The sequence below is a fragment of the uncultured Endozoicomonas sp. genome (assembly GCF_947495845.1).
In the GTDB taxonomy this organism is placed as follows: Bacteria; Pseudomonadota; Gammaproteobacteria; order Pseudomonadales; family Endozoicomonadaceae; genus Endozoicomonas.
Window position 1 is genome coordinate 1 of the sequence record NZ_CANMAO010000042.1, and the last position, 17,315, is coordinate 17,315.

At 47.4% G+C, this 17,315-nt stretch carries 11 protein-coding genes and 1 pseudogene; 4 read left to right on the plus strand and 8 right to left on the minus strand.

Annotation, left to right across the window (positions count from 1 at the left end; translation table 11 throughout):
• Positions 1-570 (plus strand): annotated as a pseudogene (locus Q1B11_RS18670) (hypothetical protein); the annotation flags it as partial.
• 84 nt (positions 571-654) lie between these two features.
• On the opposite strand, the gene Q1B11_RS18675 reads toward Q1B11_RS18670, so the two are convergent.
• On the minus strand, positions 655-1,569 hold the full coding sequence (locus Q1B11_RS18675) for a LysR substrate-binding domain-containing protein (protein ID WP_299735235.1): 915 nt from the start codon (positions 1,567-1,569) through the stop codon (positions 655-657).
• Positions 1,570-1,793: 224 nt separating this feature from the next.
• Between Q1B11_RS18675 and iadA the strand changes: the two genes are divergently transcribed.
• The 3 genes from iadA (at position 1,794) to Q1B11_RS18690 (ending at position 5,580) form a co-directional block, all read left to right on the plus strand.
• Positions 1,794-2,930: a beta-aspartyl-peptidase gene (iadA, locus tag Q1B11_RS18680; protein ID WP_299735237.1), complete on the plus strand. Its 1,137-nt coding sequence runs from the start codon at positions 1,794-1,796 to the stop codon at positions 2,928-2,930.
• Positions 2,931-2,967: 37 nt separating this feature from the next.
• Positions 2,968-4,323 carry a C4-dicarboxylate transporter DcuC gene (gene dcuC / locus Q1B11_RS18685; protein ID WP_299735239.1) on the plus strand — a complete coding sequence of 452 codons (1,356 nt, stop codon included), beginning with the start codon at positions 2,968-2,970 and terminating at the stop codon, positions 4,321-4,323.
• Positions 4,324-4,416: 93 nt separating this feature from the next.
• On the plus strand, positions 4,417-5,580 hold the full coding sequence (locus Q1B11_RS18690) for an amidohydrolase (RefSeq protein WP_299735240.1): 1,164 nt from the start codon (positions 4,417-4,419) through the stop codon (positions 5,578-5,580).
• Positions 5,581-5,750: 170 nt separating this feature from the next.
• On the opposite strand, the gene Q1B11_RS18695 is transcribed toward Q1B11_RS18690, so the two are convergent.
• The 7 genes from Q1B11_RS18695 to lptD form a co-directional block, all read right to left on the minus strand.
• The gene (locus Q1B11_RS18695; protein WP_299735242.1) at positions 5,751-8,816 is read right to left on the minus strand and encodes a beta-galactosidase; all 3,066 of its coding nucleotides are present in this window, start codon (positions 8,814-8,816) and stop codon (positions 5,751-5,753) included.
• A gap of 222 nt (positions 8,817-9,038) precedes the next feature.
• Positions 9,039-10,259 (minus strand): type II secretion system F family protein, encoded by a 1,221-nt coding sequence (locus Q1B11_RS18700; RefSeq protein WP_299735244.1) that lies wholly within the window; start codon positions 10,257-10,259, stop codon positions 9,039-9,041.
• Positions 10,260-10,399: 140 nt separating this feature from the next.
• A complete protein-coding gene (locus Q1B11_RS18705; RefSeq protein ID WP_299735246.1) occupies positions 10,400-11,203 on the minus strand; it encodes a symmetrical bis(5'-nucleosyl)-tetraphosphatase in 804 nt (267 codons plus the stop codon).
• 16 nt (positions 11,204-11,219) lie between these two features.
• Entirely contained in the window at positions 11,220-12,020 is an 801-nt protein-coding gene (rsmA, locus tag Q1B11_RS18710) for a 16S rRNA (adenine(1518)-N(6)/adenine(1519)-N(6))-dimethyltransferase RsmA (RefSeq protein ID WP_299735248.1), read from the minus strand.
• 97 nt (positions 12,021-12,117) lie between these two features.
• Positions 12,118-13,131 carry a 4-hydroxythreonine-4-phosphate dehydrogenase PdxA gene (pdxA, locus tag Q1B11_RS18715; RefSeq protein WP_299735250.1) on the minus strand — a complete coding sequence of 338 codons (1,014 nt, stop codon included), beginning with the start codon at positions 13,129-13,131 and terminating at the stop codon, positions 12,118-12,120.
• A gap of 1 nt (position 13,132) precedes the next feature.
• On the minus strand, positions 13,133-14,446 hold the full coding sequence (locus Q1B11_RS18720; protein WP_299735252.1) for a peptidylprolyl isomerase: 1,314 nt from the start codon (positions 14,444-14,446) through the stop codon (positions 13,133-13,135).
• Entirely contained in the window at positions 14,447-17,269 is a 2,823-nt protein-coding gene (gene lptD, locus Q1B11_RS18725) for an LPS assembly protein LptD (protein WP_299735254.1), read from the minus strand.
• Positions 17,270-17,315: the final 46 nt, after the last annotated feature.

Consider the following 17,315-nt stretch of genomic DNA (forward strand, 5'->3'; position numbering starts at 1 on the left):
TTCATTGTTCTATCAAATAGTGCTTACGACAATTTTCTGATAATGGATTGTGTCGCATATTCATCGGGAGTGGCTGCGCCTGGCGAAGCACCAGAATATACCGAAGGCCGCGAAGGCTATTTCTGGGTAAAAGAACTCAGTGGCAATAGCGCAAAAACAGTGTTGAAAATGGACATTCGCGACTTTACCCGAAAAGGCTATCAGCAGCGCATGGCATTTCTGAAAACCCTCAGTGAAGGCTGCGCAACGCTGTGGGGAGAAAGCAGTATCGAAGTTCAGTTGTCTGACCGTTATGAAAACGTGGCAAACAGTCTTGAAGGCGATGCAAGTTTTCCTATTGCCATAGCCAGAGAAGCCTATGCCAGAAACAACATCACCATGACTGCAACACCCATGCGTGGTGGTTATGATGGCGCCGTTCTTTCACAAAAAGGGCTACCGTGCCCAAATATTTTTACCGGTGCCCATAACTTCCATTCCATTTACGAGTATTTACCGGTGGATTCATTGAAAGCTGCCAGTAACGTTGTCATTGAGGTAATTCGTATTACCGCCGAGAAAAACTGGTAAAAAGACAATGCCGCATTTTTAATGCGGCATTTTAAAAGACATTCACCTGACAAATAACACTGACCCAAATCAATAAAACAAACCCTAAACATTAATTTCTTTGTCAGAAAAAACGTTTAATCCTTGCCAAAAATCATGAACTGCATCTCGTCTGGATTCTTTTGATCGATACGCCACAACATCAAGAGGCACTTCAAAGCCAGCATCATCAGAAAATAGTTGTGTAAGTTTGCCTGCCTCCAGCTCATCAATAACCGCATGAGAAGGAACCCATGCAACACCGGCACCATTAACAGCCATTCTGATTAACGACTCACTTAATGTGGTTTCAAAAACTTGTTTCAATAATGGTTTTTGTTTTTCAATAATGGCGTTCACAATATTACTGAGAAATGTATTTTTTGAATAGGCTAGAAAAGGAATCGGAGTTAATCGATTAACGACCAACTCCGGCGAAATCACCGGAATAATGCGGGTCGTGTAAACCACCATTTGCTCCACCTTATCTTCCAGTAGAAAAGCAGGGCGCATGCCCGGCATGTCATAGACAAAAAGAACATCCGTATGATTTTCCATCAGGGAGTTGAAATGATTATCAACGCCCTGAACTGATGGAGTCAGTGAAACATTCAAGTGACCAAAGAGATCTTGAGTTGCATGGAACAGTCGCGGCATCAAGTTCAGCGCAAAGGAGTGAAGGCAAGTAATACGTATAGTGTTGTCTGTTTTGAGAGCAAAGGATGAAAAATCATCACTGGTTTCTTTGATCAGAAGCAACATTCGCTCAGCATAGGTAACAAATTTCTCACCATCCAGGGTTAACGTAACGGGGTAAGACGTTCTATCAAACAATGGAATACCAACCCAGAGCTCCAATGCTTGAATGCGTCGACTAAATGCAGACTGGGTAACATGTCGGGCTTTTGCTGCTGCCGAAAAGTTCCCTAACTCCTTAAGGCTCATAAAATCATGAAGCCATTTAAACTCCAGAGAAGACATCTAACTTCCAAACCTGAATTTAATATGATCGGATACTTAAATCCAATTCTATCAAACAAGTTATGTTTTGAGCGAATAGTATTATTCGCAATCAGCAATGGAAATAAAAATACTTTTAAAGCCATTAGTCGTACTCTCTGAACCGTCATCGAATCAAGCGATCCATTCAAAGAAATACTTGATTCCAATAATTAATTCGCAATTTTATTGTCTCAAGTCATCTTATGTTCACTCTTTTAAAAAACACCGACTTTTTTAAGCCGGAACATGTTGGCAAAACGGATATATTGCTGAGTCAGGGAACGGTACTAGCAATAGAACCGGAGCTGAATGTTTCCGGTCTGGCCAATATCAACATTATAGATTGCAAAGGAAAGATCGTTACTCCCGGTTTAATTGATCAACACCTTCACTTGATTGGTGGCGGTGGCGAGGGCGGGTATACCAGCCGTACACCACAAGTCACTCTTTCCAACCTGATCAAATCCGGAACGACCACCGTCGTTGGTGTTCTCGGTACCGATGGTATCTCCCGTTCTCCAAAAGATTTATACGTCAAAGCCGCTGCATTGAATCTGGAAGGCATTACTGCCTATATGCATACCGGCTCCTATGAAGTGCCGACAAAAACCATTACCGCGTCCATCCGTGATGATCTGACCTTTCTACCTTCTGTACTCGGCGTAAAAATTGCTCTGGCCGATCACCGCTGCTCTTTCCCAACCACGCAGGAGCTGGCTCGAATTGTTTCCGACATTCGTATCGCCAGTTTGCTGGCCGGTAAAAAAGGCGTACTTCATATTCATATGGGCGGGTTACCGCAACCATTCGAGCAAGTGAATGCATTGCTGGAGATGGGGCTGCCAATTCAACACTTCTCTCCTACTCATGTTGCCCGCACTGAAGCGTTATTTATGGATGCCATTCAGTTTGCCCTTAAAGGCGGCATGATCGACATCACTTCTGGTGGCAGTCGATTTACGCCTCCAGAACAAGCCATCAAGCTTGCGATGGAAGCCGGTGTACCCGCCAATAGAATCACCATCAGCTCAGACGGCAATGGAAGTATTCCGAAGTTCAATGAACAGGGAGAAGTGATTGGGCTCACCGCTGCAGCAGTAGATAACAACCTGCTGCTTTTACCCCAGCTCATCAACGCCGGAATAACACCTGCTGATGCAATCGCCATGATGACGGCTAACGTCGCCGCTTCTCTGGGCATCAATAAAGGTCGAATCGATGTTGGGCAAGATGCTGACCTCTGCGTATTTAACGACGATTTCACACTAAACAGTGTCATCGCCAAAGGACAAATGCTGATGCAGAACCATGAGCTTCTGGTCAGTGGAAATTTTGAGTAACTCCATTTCACCGTAGTTTATCCATGGGGGATTTAATATGACTACGATTTTCAGCTTGTTAGTAATTGTCTTAATAGGCTATCTGATATTTAAGAAGTACAACGCTCAGGCTTCCCTGTTCTTTGGTGGCCTATTGTTACTGGGTGCTGCCATTGTCACCGATAACGGTGTACCTCTGGCAGAAGCTAAGAGCAGTGGCTCTGTAATGCTGGATCTGTTCACCTTTATTAAGGTGACCATGAGTTCTACTGTTGCCGGCCTTGGTTTAAACATCATGGCCGTCGCCGGTTTCGCCAAGTATATGGATCACATCGGTGCTTCCCAAGTGCTGGTAAAGGTGACCCTGAAACCTCTGCAGAAGTTCCAGTCACCTTATATTGTTATGGCGCTGGGTTATCTGGCTGGCCAGATGCTAAACATCTTCATTCCAAGCGCTGCAGGTCTTGGCCTGTTGCTGATGGTGACGCTGTATCCTGTATTGACCAAGCTGGGTGTGAGTAAACTGTCTGCTGTTGCCGTGATCGCTACCTCCGCGTGCCTGGATTTGGGACCAGCCTCTGGCAACTCAGTGATGGCGGCATCTAACTCCGGCCTGGAAGTGACTGACTACTTCATGAACTACCAGTTCATCGTGGGTGGTATTACCGCTGTAGTAATTGCTGTTATGCATTTCTTTGTGCAGCGTTACTACGATACTAAAGGGCACGGTGCCGAATACAGCCAAGAAGTAGACGTCGATGTTAAGGATAAAGCCGCGCCAATCTGGTACTCCCTGCTTCCATTGGTACCACTGGCTCTGATCTTTACCTTCAGTAAAATGATTATGTCGTCTGTTAAGATCGACATTCCAACGGCAATGTTTGTTTCCCTGACCATTGCCATGGTTTGTGAGATAGCCCGTCAAGGCGCTAAAGACACCATGAGCTCTATCCTGGTCTTCTTTGATGGCATGGGTAATGCCTTTGCACGAGTGATTACCCTGATTGTTGCCGGTCAGGTATTTGCCAGTGGTTTAAAAACCATCGGCATTCTGGAAACCGCCATCAACGCAGCGACGTCTGCTTCTATCCCAATGGCGGTGCTGATTATCCTTATGGTTGTTGTTATCGCTCTGTTCTCCATCCTGATGGGTTCTGGTAACGCACCATTCTTTAGCTTTGCCGCACTGGTTCCGGATATTGCTGCTAAAGTGGGTGTTCTGCCTGTGGCAATGTTGCTGCCAATGCAGCTGGGTTCAGGTATTGCGCGTTCTATGTCGCCTATCGCCGGGGTTATTATCGGCGTTGCCGGCATCGCAGGCGTGAGTCCTTTTGATATTGTTAAACGGACTGCACCAGTTATGATAGTTGCACTGATTGTATCTACCGGTACTTCTATCTTGTTAACTCTGTAACCTACAGTAGATTTAACAGTGACATGAATGGCACCTCCCAATCCGGCAGGTGCCTTTTTTATAAAGATAACAGTATTTCATGGTTTTCAAATTATGATCATTAACCGGGATATTATCGCGGATATATCCAGAGATATGACGGAGATTCGTCATACTATTCATCGCAACCCCGAAACCGGCTTCAAGGAAGAGAGTACTTCTGCACTGGTTATCCGTATTCTCGAAAAATACGACATCAACATTACAACAGGTTTGGGTAAAACTGGTGTTGTCGCCACTATTACAGGAACCCAACCCGGTCGGGAGATCCTGCTGCGTTGCGATATGGACGCACTGAATGTCATAGAAGACACCAACCTTCCATATGCTTCTGAAAACTGCGGTGTTATGCACGCCTGCGGACATGACGGACATACAGCCATCATGCTCGGTGTTGCTACCTATCTAGCCCAGCACAGAGATTTCAGCGGCAAGGTACATTTGATATTCCAGCCTGCGGAAGAACGATTTGCTGGCGCCCTTGCTGTGATTAACGACGGCCTCTTTACCCGGTTCCCAGAGATTGATGCCGTGTATGGCGTTCATAACTGGCCGGGCATTCCAGCAGGTACCATCGCCAGCCGACCCGGCCCACTAATGGCCTGTGGCGGATCATGGAGAATGGTTATCAAAGGTACCGGTGGTCATGGCGCCATGCCCCATCAAACCACTGATCCTACCGTTGCACTGGGTGCCATCATCACGAACATACAATCCATTGTTAGTCGAAATGTTTCTCCGGTAGATGCTGCCGTGTTGTCCATCGCACATATTCATGCTGGTGACCCTGACGTGCGGAATGTCATTCCATCGGAAGTGATAATGAGCGGAACCTGTCGTGCATATGACAATAACGTTCACTCAATGGTCTTTGAACGGCTAAAGGAAGTAGCAGAGAAGACTGCAGCTGTTTATAACTGTGCTGCAGAAGTGGAAGTTCAGTATGGCTATCCTGCGGTAGTCAATGATTCTGAAAAAATGAAAGTTGCGGAAGCTGCAGCGATGAACACTGTTGGTGCGCAGTGGGATGGTGATATCAAACCGGTAACGCCTTCTGAGGATTTTTCCTATTATCAGCAAAAAGTACCCGGAGTATTTGCATTCATTGGTAACGGTGAATCAGCTGCACTTCATACGCCTAAGTACGATTTTAACGACAACATTATTCCGCTGGGAATTGAGTATTTTCTGAATATTGTTAAGTTGGAATTGAATTGATGTAGACCGCTGGGTACGGGTATTAGATTCACATTATACCGTTACCCCGAAGGTCTCATGAAACAGCATCTCGCTCCCATGCTACAGCGTGGGAATGCATACCCCAAACATCAGGGTTTCCGGCTCCCACGCACAGCATGGGAGCGAGGTTCCTTGTAAACCTACAGCTATTAACAGAGCTCAAAGAACCACTGGTAATTACTTTGACTCAGAAGATATTCTGGCCGGACACTTGGCGTCCAAGAGTCATCCCCCCCAACGCCCATGTGAAACCCATCCAAATAAACATATACACCATCTTCTGCATTTAGCTCGTTGGTATGGGCTGTTTTCGTTAACTGTTTCTGTCCGTACTGGCTAACACTGAAATGGAAAGCTCCGCCAACGTGAACATCACCCAGTGCCAGCTCTGTGGTGTCACAGCGAAGGCCGTTATCCGTTGGGAAGATATAAGGTGTGTGCATATCTTCAACGGTTTGCGACCAATGCCCAATATCAGCACTCAACTTTCGATCAGGGTAATTTTCATGGGGCCCGCGACCAAACCATTGCACCACTTCTGGTACAGCATTTAACCTCAAGCAGGCTCCAATTCTTGGCATTGGGGGTAATTCATTATCCACCGTCACATCAATATCGATACGCACTTTGCCATCGTCAGTGAATCGGTACATCCACACACTTCGCAACATCTGCTTGTCTGGCTGCTCCGGATGATAATAGCCGTGATGAGCAATAATCAGGCTTTGTTCAACATCACTTTCCACCAACAGACATCGATGCTGAAGGTTATGCAAACCAGCTCTTTTCCACCGGGGCATCCAGGCATTAGGATCTGGACGATCCACTTCGCTGACACCAATATCATTATCCAATGGTGCACGATAAAAATTGTCCATCACCGGTGACAACAAACGTTCTTTGTCGTTTTTTATCCAACTGACCAGTTGGCCGCTGCTACCGTCCAGCAGCCACTTGGACGACCTCGTTGTAATGGAAAAGCCAGTTGCTGTCGCTACCATGACAGCTGTTCTTGAGAGTTTTGGTATCACTATCTGATGAGATAAAGAACCTCCCAACAGGAATTGTTGACGCGCCACTTCATGGCCCGCATCCGACCATGATGTAGCCTCCACCTGAATAATGGAAAGATTCAGTCTTGGTGTTTTGCCAACAAGCCCCAGCGACTGTTCACTTAGCGACAATAATTCTGTCTCTGAAGGTGCGATGTTTAATGATTGCTCTCCATTACAGATGACGTCGTTTCCCGATAGCACCTGCCAAACCAGCAGATGGTTATCAGCTCTTGCAAAACAAGCCTCACTGGTTACTTTGACCTTGAGTGGGTGGGTAGACGTCAGTTCAAAGGTAAAAGGCTGCTGCGCCCTCTTGGCTTCAAAAAGTGCTGGGTGAGGTGTCTTATCCGGGAATAACAGGCCATTGATACAGAATTGGCGGTCATTAATTTCATCGCCAAAATCGCCACCATAAGCCCAGAAGTGCTGACCATTGTCATCATATTTATCCAATCCCTGGTCCATCCAATCCCAGATAAATCCGCCCTGCAAGCGTGGGTGCGTGCGAAAAGCCTGCCAGTACTCGGCAAAGCCGCCCAGACTGTTACCCATAGCATGGGCATATTCACAGAGAATAATTGGCCGTTTCTCACCGGGCATGCCAATCCATTTGGTTAATGCCCATTTATTTTTTTCAAGAAACTGTTGTGGCTGATCCTCATGGGTTCGACCATACATCGGACAGATGATGTCTGTTGCCGGCGTATCGGAACAGCCACCTTCGTATTGAACAGGGCGCGAAGAGTCGGTGTGCTTTGTCCACTGATACATAGCATCGTGAGCCGCGCCATAGCCCGACTCATTCCCCAGAGACCAGATAATAATAGAAGGGTGATTGAAATCCCGGCTGACCATACGCATCATGCGTTCAAGAAACGCGTTGACCCACATGGGGTCATCCGCCAACTTGCGCATTGGCGTCATGCCATGGGTTTCTATATTGGCTTCATCAACCACATACAAACCTAACCTGTCGCATAATTGATAAAATGCCGGTTGGTGTGGGTAATGAGAGCAACGAACCGCATTGAAGTTATTCTGTTTCATCAACATGAGATGCTCACGCACATCATCAATGGTTTCGTAGTGGCCGGTGGCAGGGTGATGTTCGTGTTTATTCACGCCACGTATCATCAAAGGTTGACCATTTAATGTCAGCAGTCCATTTTTGATTTCTACTTTTCGGAAGCCAACGTCGTAAGCCTCGCTTTCAATGTCCTTACCGGATACCGGGTCAACCAGAGTAACTACCAACCGGTATAGTGTTGGAATTTCAGCACTCCACTGCTGTGGGTTATTGACGGACAGTTGCAGTATGGTTCGATCACTGTACCCTCCTTTTTCGTCCATGGCTGGAGTGCCCACAGGGGAAGATTTAGAGACAGCCTCAACACCGTCAAGATACAGTGTCGTGCGAATAGAGAGGCCTTCACCATTCTCTGTATCCGCAATGATGTTTAATGAACCGTGCTGATAACGGTCATCCAGATCCGGTGTTACCCGTATATCAACCAATCGTTGTGCCGGTTTATTCAGTAGCCACACAGAGCGATAGATACCGCTGAGCCACCACATATCCTGATCTTCCAGATAGCTGCCGCCTGACCAACGCAAGACCATCACGCTGAGATGGTTGTCGCCAGGCTGCAAAAAGGGTGAAAGATCAAACTCCGCTGCCAGACGACTGTCTTGTGAATAGCCTACCTCTTCACCATTACACCAAAGATAAAAGGCGCTGTTCACACCATCAAAAATAATTCGGGTCTGACTATCCGCAGCCCAATGTTCAGGTAATTTATACGTTGTGGAGTAACAGCCGGTCGGATTTTTTGCAGGCACATGGGGTGGGTTGCAGGGGAATGGGTATTTCACATTGGTGTAGATGGGTTTGTCATATCCCTGCAGCTGCCAGTTACCGGGAACCAGAATAGTTTGATCGGTATCAACGCCTTTCCGGCAAAAGGGCTCAGAAACCAAAGAGGGAGACTCGTAAAATGCAAAAGCCCAATAACCATCAAGACTTAGCAGTGAATCACTGATGGATTCAGAAAGCGCTTCAGATTCATTGCGCCAGCTACTCAAAGGTGTGTGTGCGGTCAGGCGATTACGAGAAGTAATTTGCGGGCTTTCCCAGTCGTGAAGCATATTTTTGTTGATCATCAATTCATTCTTATAGGCAGGCCTCTGGTACCAGGGTTGTGACGGCAATCATCCAGAGCATTATCGATGCAATCCATTATTATCTGTGCGACATATTAAAATACTGATGCAGCTCAACAGTAAACAATACGATAAATATGATAACCATAAAAAAGGTCAGCTAAAGTGATTTCAGCTGACCTCTTGAATTTAGCGATAGGATTATAAAAACGACAACTGTCGTTAAACAACGGCCCCCAACTGGAAGATCGGCAAGTACATGGCGATGATCAAACCACCTACCAAAACACCCAGAACCGACATAATGATCGGTTCCATCAAACTGGTCAGACCATCCACCATGTTATCCACTTCGGTCTCATAGTGTGTGGCAACCTTATCCAGCATTTCATCTAATGCGCCAGACTCTTCACCGATGGACACCATTTGGATGGCCATGGAGGGGAAAATACCGGAGCTCTTCATTGCAAACTGTAATTGCTGACCCGTAGATACATCTTCTTTGATTCTTTTCGTGGCATCGGAATAGACGACATTACCCGCTGCACCGGCAACAGAGTCCAACGCATCGACTAGCGGCACACCAGCAGCAAATGTGGTTGCAAGGGTTCTGGCAAAACGCGCCACTGCTGATTTATCCAGAATCTCGCCAACAATTGGCAGCTTCAGAACGAAACGATCCTTGGTATCTCTTGCCTTCTGAGAGGTTGCCAGCACTTTCTTGAGGATAAAGATAGACGCAATAATCCCACCCAAAGCAACAAACCAATAGGCCTGAACGACTTCAGAAAGCCCGATGACCATCTGTGTAAAGGCGGGGAGCTCCGCACCAAAGCCCTGGAATACTTCCTCAAACTGCGGAACTACTTTTACCAGCAGAATGACGGTTACGATCATGGCAATCACCACAACCGCAATCGGGTAGTTCATGGCCTTTTTGATTTTCGACTTAAGCGCCTCTGTTTTTTCTTTATAGGTGGCGATACGATCAAGCAGGGTTTCCAATGCACCAGACTGCTCACCAGAACCGACCAGGCTGCAATAAAGATCATCAAAATATTCTGGCTGTTTGCTTAATGAGTCTGCGAGGGTGCTACCACTGGCCACCTCATTTTTAATTTTAACAATAAGATCCCTTAACGCTTCTTTTTCGACACCTTCCGCTGTGATGTCAAAGGCCTGAAGTAGCGGCACACCCGCTTTCATCATGGTCGCCAGCTGTCGGGTAAACAGGGCAATATCAAGGGGGGTGATTTTCCCCTTGCCGCCCAAAGAGAGCGACATTCCTTTTTTAGTGACTTTGGTGGCGTTTATGCCTTGCTTACGAAGCTCAGCTTTGACCAGCGCCAGGCTAGAGCTCTGCATCTCCCCGTTTACTTTCCGGCCGGACTTATCTTTGCCCTGCCAGACAAACGTTACTGATTTGGATTGTTTTGCGGCCATATTATGCGCGATCCATAGCTATTATCTTCGTTGACGATTATAAAGTGACTTATCTTCGGATCCTATCGAGAGAATCCCAAATACTGATCTGATCCACTTTTTCTGCAATTATCAATACTTCGGTCAAACCCACCGAGCCATTAACCACCCACCTCTATACGTTCAAAGGTGTCAATATTCAGGGCAGTCAGTGTTTTCCCCCACACGCAGCCTGTATCAATGGCGTGAATATTTACTCTTTTTGTTTCCCCTTCCAGAGATGCCCAGTGTCCGAAAATGATTTGCTCATTATAGGAAGGGCTCTTCGGAAAGCTGAACCAAGGCGCAAAGCCTTTCTGAGCTTTTGTACCTTTACTTTCCATGTCCAGCACACCATGCGCATCGCAAAAGCGCATTTGCGTCAGGTAGGCTGCGGTCATGCGGATTTTGCGTTTGCGCTTGTATTCGTCGTCCCACGGGCGAGGTTTGCTGGGCTTGAAGATTTTCTTTAGCCAATAGACATAATCATCCGAGCGCAAGGCGTCTTCTAATCGGCGAGCTTCTTTTTGCGCCTGCTCAATGCTCCACACCGGTGGAATTCCTGCGTGCACCATGGTGATCTGGCGCTTTTTACTGTGATGCAGGACTGGACGATGGCGGAGCCAATGAATCAATTCATCTGCATCCGGCGCTTCCAGCACCTCATCAAGGGTATCTTTTAGCCGAGGATTGCGGATTCCGCTGGCTATAGCCAGCAGATGAAAGTCATGATTGCCAAGAACCGCCACACACCGATCGCCAAGAGACCTCAAATAGCGCAGCGTCGAGAGCGAATCCGGCCCTCGATTGACCATATCACCGGCCACCCAGAGTTTATCTTGCTCCGGGTCAAAGGCCAGCTCATCCAACAAGCGCATGAGTGGATCGTAACAGCCTTGAATGTCGCCTACTGCGTATGTCGCCATTGTTTGTTCCCGCGGCTTATCGTTCAACCAAATAATCGGCAATTCGAACGAAGTCGGCAAGTGTCAGCACTTCAGGTCGGGCAGAAGGGTCAATATTCAGACTTTCCAACTCCTCAACCTTTACGTGCGCTTTCAAGGTGTTTCGAATGGTTTTACGACGTTGACCAAAGGCATCACGCACAACCACTTCCAGCTTCTCAACACTTTTGCAAGGGTGTGGCAATTCACGGTGAGGCGTCATGCGCACAATAGCAGAATCTACCTTCGGTGCCGGTTTGAAAGCGCCAGGGCCGACAGTGAACAAATAATCCACCCGACAGTAGTACTGCGTCATAATGCCCAACCGACCATAATGCTTCTCACCCGGCTGTGCTGCCAAACGCTGCACCACTTCTTTCTGCAGCATGAAGTGCATGTCGTCGATCAAACTTTCAAAGCTTAATAAGTGGAAGATCAACGGTGTAGATATGTTATAAGGCAAGTTACCAATAATGCGCAGCAGGCGCTCATCGGTTTTCAGGCTGGCAAAATCAAATTTGAGCGCATCCGCTTCATGGATTCTGAAGTGGTCATTCAAGCCAAAGCGAAGTAACAAGGTTGGAATCAAGTCACGATCCAGCTCGACCACGTCCAACTCACCGGCTCTTTCCAGAACATCGGCGGTCAAAGCGCCCTGCCCCGGGCCAATTTCTACCAGATGCTGACCCTTTTTCGGGCTGATAGACGCAATAATCTCACCGATCACGCCTGGGTCATGAAGAAAGTTCTGACCGAAACGTTTGCGGGCTTTGTGGTACGGAACAGCTGATTGAGACATGAAACTATTGCTCATCTGGTGATGAAACCGACCATAGCGCGAACCCTATGGCGATTGATTCGAATTGGAGGATATTAACGGTCGGCGTGGATTTTTTCTAGCCAATCATCTCAAGGGCGGAGTTGATGGCGGTGTAAAGGCTACCCGGATTTGCCCTGCCAGAGCCGGCGAGGTCTAGAGCCGTGCCGTGATCCACAGAGGTGCGGACAATGGGCAACCCAAGGGTGATATTGACCGAATTGCCAAAACCTTTGTATTTCAACACCGGCAAACCCTGATCATGATACATGGCCAGAACGGCATCGGCTTTTTCGAGATGCACGGGATGAAACAACGTATCTGCAGGCAGTGGGCCGGTCAGATTCATACCTTCTGCCCGAAGCGTTTCCAGCACCGGAATAATGGTATCGATTTCTTCTGAGCCTAGATGACCACCTTCACCGGCATGGGGGTTTAGTCCACACACCAGAATCTTAGGCGAAGCGATGCCAAACTTTGTTTGAAGATCATGGTTCAGAATTCGAATCACTTTGGTCAGTGAATCTGGCGTTATGGCTGAAGATACATCTTTCAAAGGCAGATGCGTGGTTGCCAGCGCAACTCGCAAACCTTCGGTTGCCAGCATCATCACTACTTTTTCTGTTGCCGTTTTTTCAGCAAGAAATTCGGTATGCCCACTGAACGGCACACCCGCATCATTAATCACTTCTTTACTGACCGGCCCCGTCACCATACCGTCAAATAAACCACTGACACAGCCTTCAACTGCCAGAGTGAGCGTATCCAGAACATATTGACTATTGGCAGGATTGAGAATACCAGCCTGAGGTAAAGCCCCCATAGCCACCGGTGCAACCAATAGAGTATTCGCTGCTGATGGCTGTTCATTTTCCGGATCAAACGTCTGCAATGTTACCGGGAGGCCAAGCTGTTCAGCTCGCTGGGATAACAGCTCTGGATCAGCCGCAATCACCAGCTGGACTGATCTGGAAAACTCTGGATTCTGAGTGGCAAGCAGCAGGCAAAGGTCCGGACCAATGCCTGCAGGCTCCCCGGCGGTTATCACCAGCCGGGGAATATTGCGGATTTTTGAAGGAAGAGAGTCCGTCATATCAGAGCTGGGATTCCACATACGCCTGATCACGAATTTCACGTAACCAAACCTGTAACTCTTCTTCGAACTTGCGGTTACCCAGAAGCTCTCTCACCTGGTTACGACGAACCTGATTACTGATATCCGATTTACGCTTACCCATTACTTCCAGAATGTGCCAACCGTAGGTGGTGCGGAACGGTTCACTGACCTGATTTTGCGGAATCAGATTCATCACGGTTTTAAATTCTGGCACCAATGTATTTGGATCAACCCAATCCATATCGCCACCGTTCAGAGCCGACGCCGTATCATCCGAATACACCTTGGCCAACGCGCCAAAATCTTCACCGGCGTTTACCCGATCGTAGATTTTCTCGATCAGCTTCTGAGCTTCCAGATTGCTGCGAATCTCATTGGGCTTGATCAGAATATGTCGAACATGAATCTGATCTTGAACAATTACTTCCTGACCTCGGGTATCCATCAGCTTGAAGATATGGAAACCAGCGGGGCTACGAACGGGTGCGGATGTCTCACCACTGTCCAGTTTCAGAGCCTGTTCGGCAAACAGGGTTGGCAGTTGATTGGCTTTTTTCCAACCTAGATCACCACCCTCCAGAGCGTTCTGCCCTTGAGAGTTGGCGATAGCCAGTGCCTGAAAATCACCGCCATTCTGCAGCAGTTTGGCCAATTCGCTGGCTTGCTTCTCAGCTGCCTGAACCTGCTCCGGGGATGGGTTATCCGGTGTCGCAATCAGGATGTGCCCCAAACGGTATTCCGTTTGGGTTTGGGAAAGGCCTTCCGGTGAGTTCAGGAAGTTATCAATTTCCTGCTCACTGATTTGCACCCGCTGGGCAATCTGACGCTGGCGCACACGGTTCAGAATCATCTCTTTGCGAATTTCTTCGCGAGCCTGACTGAATGGCACACCATCACGCTCAAGATTCTCCTTAAACTCTTGCAGTGTCAGCTGATTTCTTTCTGCAATTCGGGCAATCGCATCATTCAGAGACCAGTCATCAATATGAATACCGCCCCGTTTGCCCATTTGAATCTGGATATTTTCCAGAACCAGTTGTTCCAACACCTGCTTTTGCAGCACATCTTCTGGTGGCAGGGTAATATTTTTGGCAGCCAGCTGCCGGCGGACAGCGTCCATCCGGGCATCCAGCTCACTTTTCATGATCACGTCCTGATCGACTTTGGCAACTATTCGATCAAGCTCAACGCGATCAAGTTCAACGGAATCAGCCTGCGCAGAAATAGCCGTACTTCCCATAGACAGTACGCACAGGGATGCCAGAGCAATACGTTTCAATCCCTTCATCATTTACTTCTCGTCCCCATAACCTTTAATACCTTGAAGCAATTCTTTGGTGCCACTGCCGCTAAGATCACCAAGCCCTCTCAGGACAAACTGCAGCATAATACCTTTTTTGTAATCCGGATGATCGATATTGTTATCATCATCGATCCATTGTCTCCAGAACAGGCGCACCTGATAACAGCAACTGTTATATTCGACTCCGGACAGTAACTCAAGGTTCCTGCTGTTGGTCAAATCATGTTGCCAGCGTCCCATGGCCGACCATTTGTTGGAGATTGGCATGGCGAAAGACAGGTCTGTGATGCTCAGGTTGTTGTCTGTTGTTTGGTAGCCTGTAGGGTCTGCCGCATCAGGAATCAATCGATCTTCTGAGTTTTTTACATAACGATCAGATTGACTCAAATAACGATATCCCGCATTTAAGACGGCTCTATTGCTTGGTTTGTATTGATAATACAGACCATAGTTATCCATTCTATTGTTGTTGGTATCCCACATTAAATCCTGACGCAGACTCATTTTTCTTGTGATGTTATAAACCATCTCTGTAGCAAGAGAAGATGTAGATTCATGCATTTCTTCCCAGAGACGCTTTCCTTCGTCATTTAGGTTAGTATCCCAGTCATCTTTATCACTTGGATTATTAGTACGATTTCCAGCCAATGGGTTAATCCATAACTGCCTGTCTTCAAAATAAAGAATCTGCCCGAGACCAAACTTAAAGCGCTCAAACCCGTCATCTTCAATAAAGCGGGTTGCAATACCAAGCGACAGCTGATTAGCATCCCCTAGTCTGTCGTATCCAGAAAAGCGTGTATCCCTCCATAGAGAACTGTAATTGAAACCCATTAGAGCTGTATCGAACACAGGATTCATTTCCTGCCCCTTCTCATAAGGGGAGTAAAGATATTTTATTCTGGGCTCCAGCGTATGAGTGAACGAAGTGCTGCCGATGGTCGTCATACGATCAAAATACAGCCCTCCATCCAAGCTCAAGACAGGTACTGTTGTCTTTGGAGACTCACTGTAGTCATCCGTTTTATCAAATCCTGCGTAGGCTTTCGACAAGTCATCTTCAACGTCGGTCTTAATCAGATTACTTAGCCGATACTGAACATGCTGAACCTTAAGTGACGGACGAAGAAACCCATAAGAGCGTTCAAACGGCAGACTAAAACCCGTTTCAAGGTAAAGACGTTCACCATTGGCTCGATCAATACCATAGCCCTGACCATAAACACTTTCTTTATATTCGTGATCAGAGTCATTGCTGACAACCTCCCGCATATAATCCCAGTCTTTATCCCGAGTAAACTTGGTGTAATCCGCCACATAACTCAGATTGAAATTATCACCCGCAAACCAACTACCATCCAACTTAACCTGTGGCAGTTTGTTATAAGGGTCATCTGACGTACGACTCATGTTCTGATATTGGTGAGCATCCACACTCAGCTGCCAGCTGTGGTCAATATTACCGCCCAGATAACGGGTTCCGATGCGCTGGTTTAACGGTGCATTGGCAGACAAGTTAAGGTCTGTACTGAAATCATCCAGATAGTTTTTATCGCTGGCTTTGGCATAATCAATCTCGGCCTGCCATCTCGGCGTAAAGTTCGCCAGGTGACGGTAGTTAAGTAACCAGCGTTGTTTATCGTAATAAGGGTTGTCGTCTTTCAGCTCATCTTTATTCAGTAAGCCAGCCACACCAAGCTCGCCCTCATTGCGGCCAAGGGTTTCACCTTCCAGCAAATAGCGGAATTCATTTTCCAGCATGGTGCCACGTTTGGTCATATAACGAGGCGTGACCGTGGCATCGAAATTTGGCGCCATGTTGATGTAATAGGGAATGGAAAAATCAAACCCGTTATCGCTGCCCTGAGAGAAAGTTGGGTATAGAAAACCGGTTTTACGACGGTCATCAATAGGGAAAGAAATCCATGGTGTATACAGTACCGGCAAACGCTGAATTCTCAGCACTGCATGTTTGGCAACACCTTGGCCTTCTTCCATATCGAGCTTAACTTTGCTACCGGATAACAACCAACCATTGTCGCCTGGAGGGCAGGTTGTGTACGTGGCGTCGGTCAGTTCCATGGTATCGTCTTCATTACGCAGCAAGTGCGTAGCGTTACCACGGGAACCCTGACTGTGCAGAACATAGGCGGTGTCTTCTAGGGAGGCTCGACCGGTTTCTGTATTCAGGTCACCTTTTTCACCAACCAGCAACACGCCTTTATCCCGAAAGCGAACATTGCCTTCAAACTGCCCGTAACTGGTGTTTCGATCCAGCGAAGCGGTTTCACTTTCAAACTGTCGACTGCCCTGACGTACGACAACGTTGCCTTTAAAGTTGGCTATATCATTCTGGCCATAACTGGATTCATCCGACTCAACCAACATGGGTTGCTGATTATTATCACCGGAAAAATTCTTACCAGGGCGCTCAGGCTCAATATACGCGCCACAACTGTAGAACGGTTCCTTTGCCTTCTGCTCAGACGACAATTGGCTGATAGGCTGCCAATCTAACAGTGCTTTTAATGCATACCCCTGACCAGAAACTGCAGGGACGACTTCTACCGCAACCTGCTGACTTTCTGCCGGAGCTCGCGCAGCAACCACGGCTTTTGTTTTATAACCGCTCATGGATTTCAACGGTGCACTGCCATCTCCGGGTGCACAGAGCCATTGACCATTGGCTAAGGTTTGACAACGCCAGTCACTTGCTCCCGATTCCATTGCACCGGCACCCGAAGCCAGCATACTGGCTGCAACTGCGAGCGTAAGCGTCTTGGGAGTAAACGGTAAATAATGCATATCCATGAGCTAGCTAATCCCGGGAAAACAGTCATAATCGGAACATTCTATA

Bases quoted from the DNA above. Each gene is read 5' to 3' on its own strand.
- Q1B11_RS18705 (WP_299735246.1), bottom strand. From the start codon at position 11,203: ATGGCGACATACGCAGTAGGCGACATTCAAGGCTGTTACGATCCACTC.
- Q1B11_RS18720 (WP_299735252.1), bottom strand. From the start codon at position 14,446: ATGATGAAGGGATTGAAACGTATTGCTCTGGCATCCCTGTGCGTACTG.
- Q1B11_RS18695 (WP_299735242.1), bottom strand. From the start codon at position 8,816: ATGATCAACAAAAATATGCTTCACGACTGGGAAAGCCCGCAAATTACT.
- rsmA (WP_299735248.1), bottom strand. From the start codon at position 12,020: ATGTCTCAATCAGCTGTTCCGTACCACAAAGCCCGCAAACGTTTCGGT.
- Q1B11_RS18700 (WP_299735244.1), bottom strand. From the start codon at position 10,259: ATGGCCGCAAAACAATCCAAATCAGTAACGTTTGTCTGGCAGGGCAAA.
- pdxA (WP_299735250.1), bottom strand. From the start codon at position 13,131: ATGACGGACTCTCTTCCTTCAAAAATCCGCAATATTCCCCGGCTGGTG.
- iadA (WP_299735237.1), top strand. From the start codon at position 1,794: ATGTTCACTCTTTTAAAAAACACCGACTTTTTTAAGCCGGAACATGTT.
- Q1B11_RS18675 (WP_299735235.1), bottom strand. From the start codon at position 1,569: ATGTCTTCTCTGGAGTTTAAATGGCTTCATGATTTTATGAGCCTTAAG.
- Q1B11_RS18690 (WP_299735240.1), top strand. From the start codon at position 4,417: ATGATCATTAACCGGGATATTATCGCGGATATATCCAGAGATATGACG.
- lptD (WP_299735254.1), bottom strand. From the start codon at position 17,269: ATGGATATGCATTATTTACCGTTTACTCCCAAGACGCTTACGCTCGCA.
- dcuC (WP_299735239.1), top strand. From the start codon at position 2,968: ATGACTACGATTTTCAGCTTGTTAGTAATTGTCTTAATAGGCTATCTG.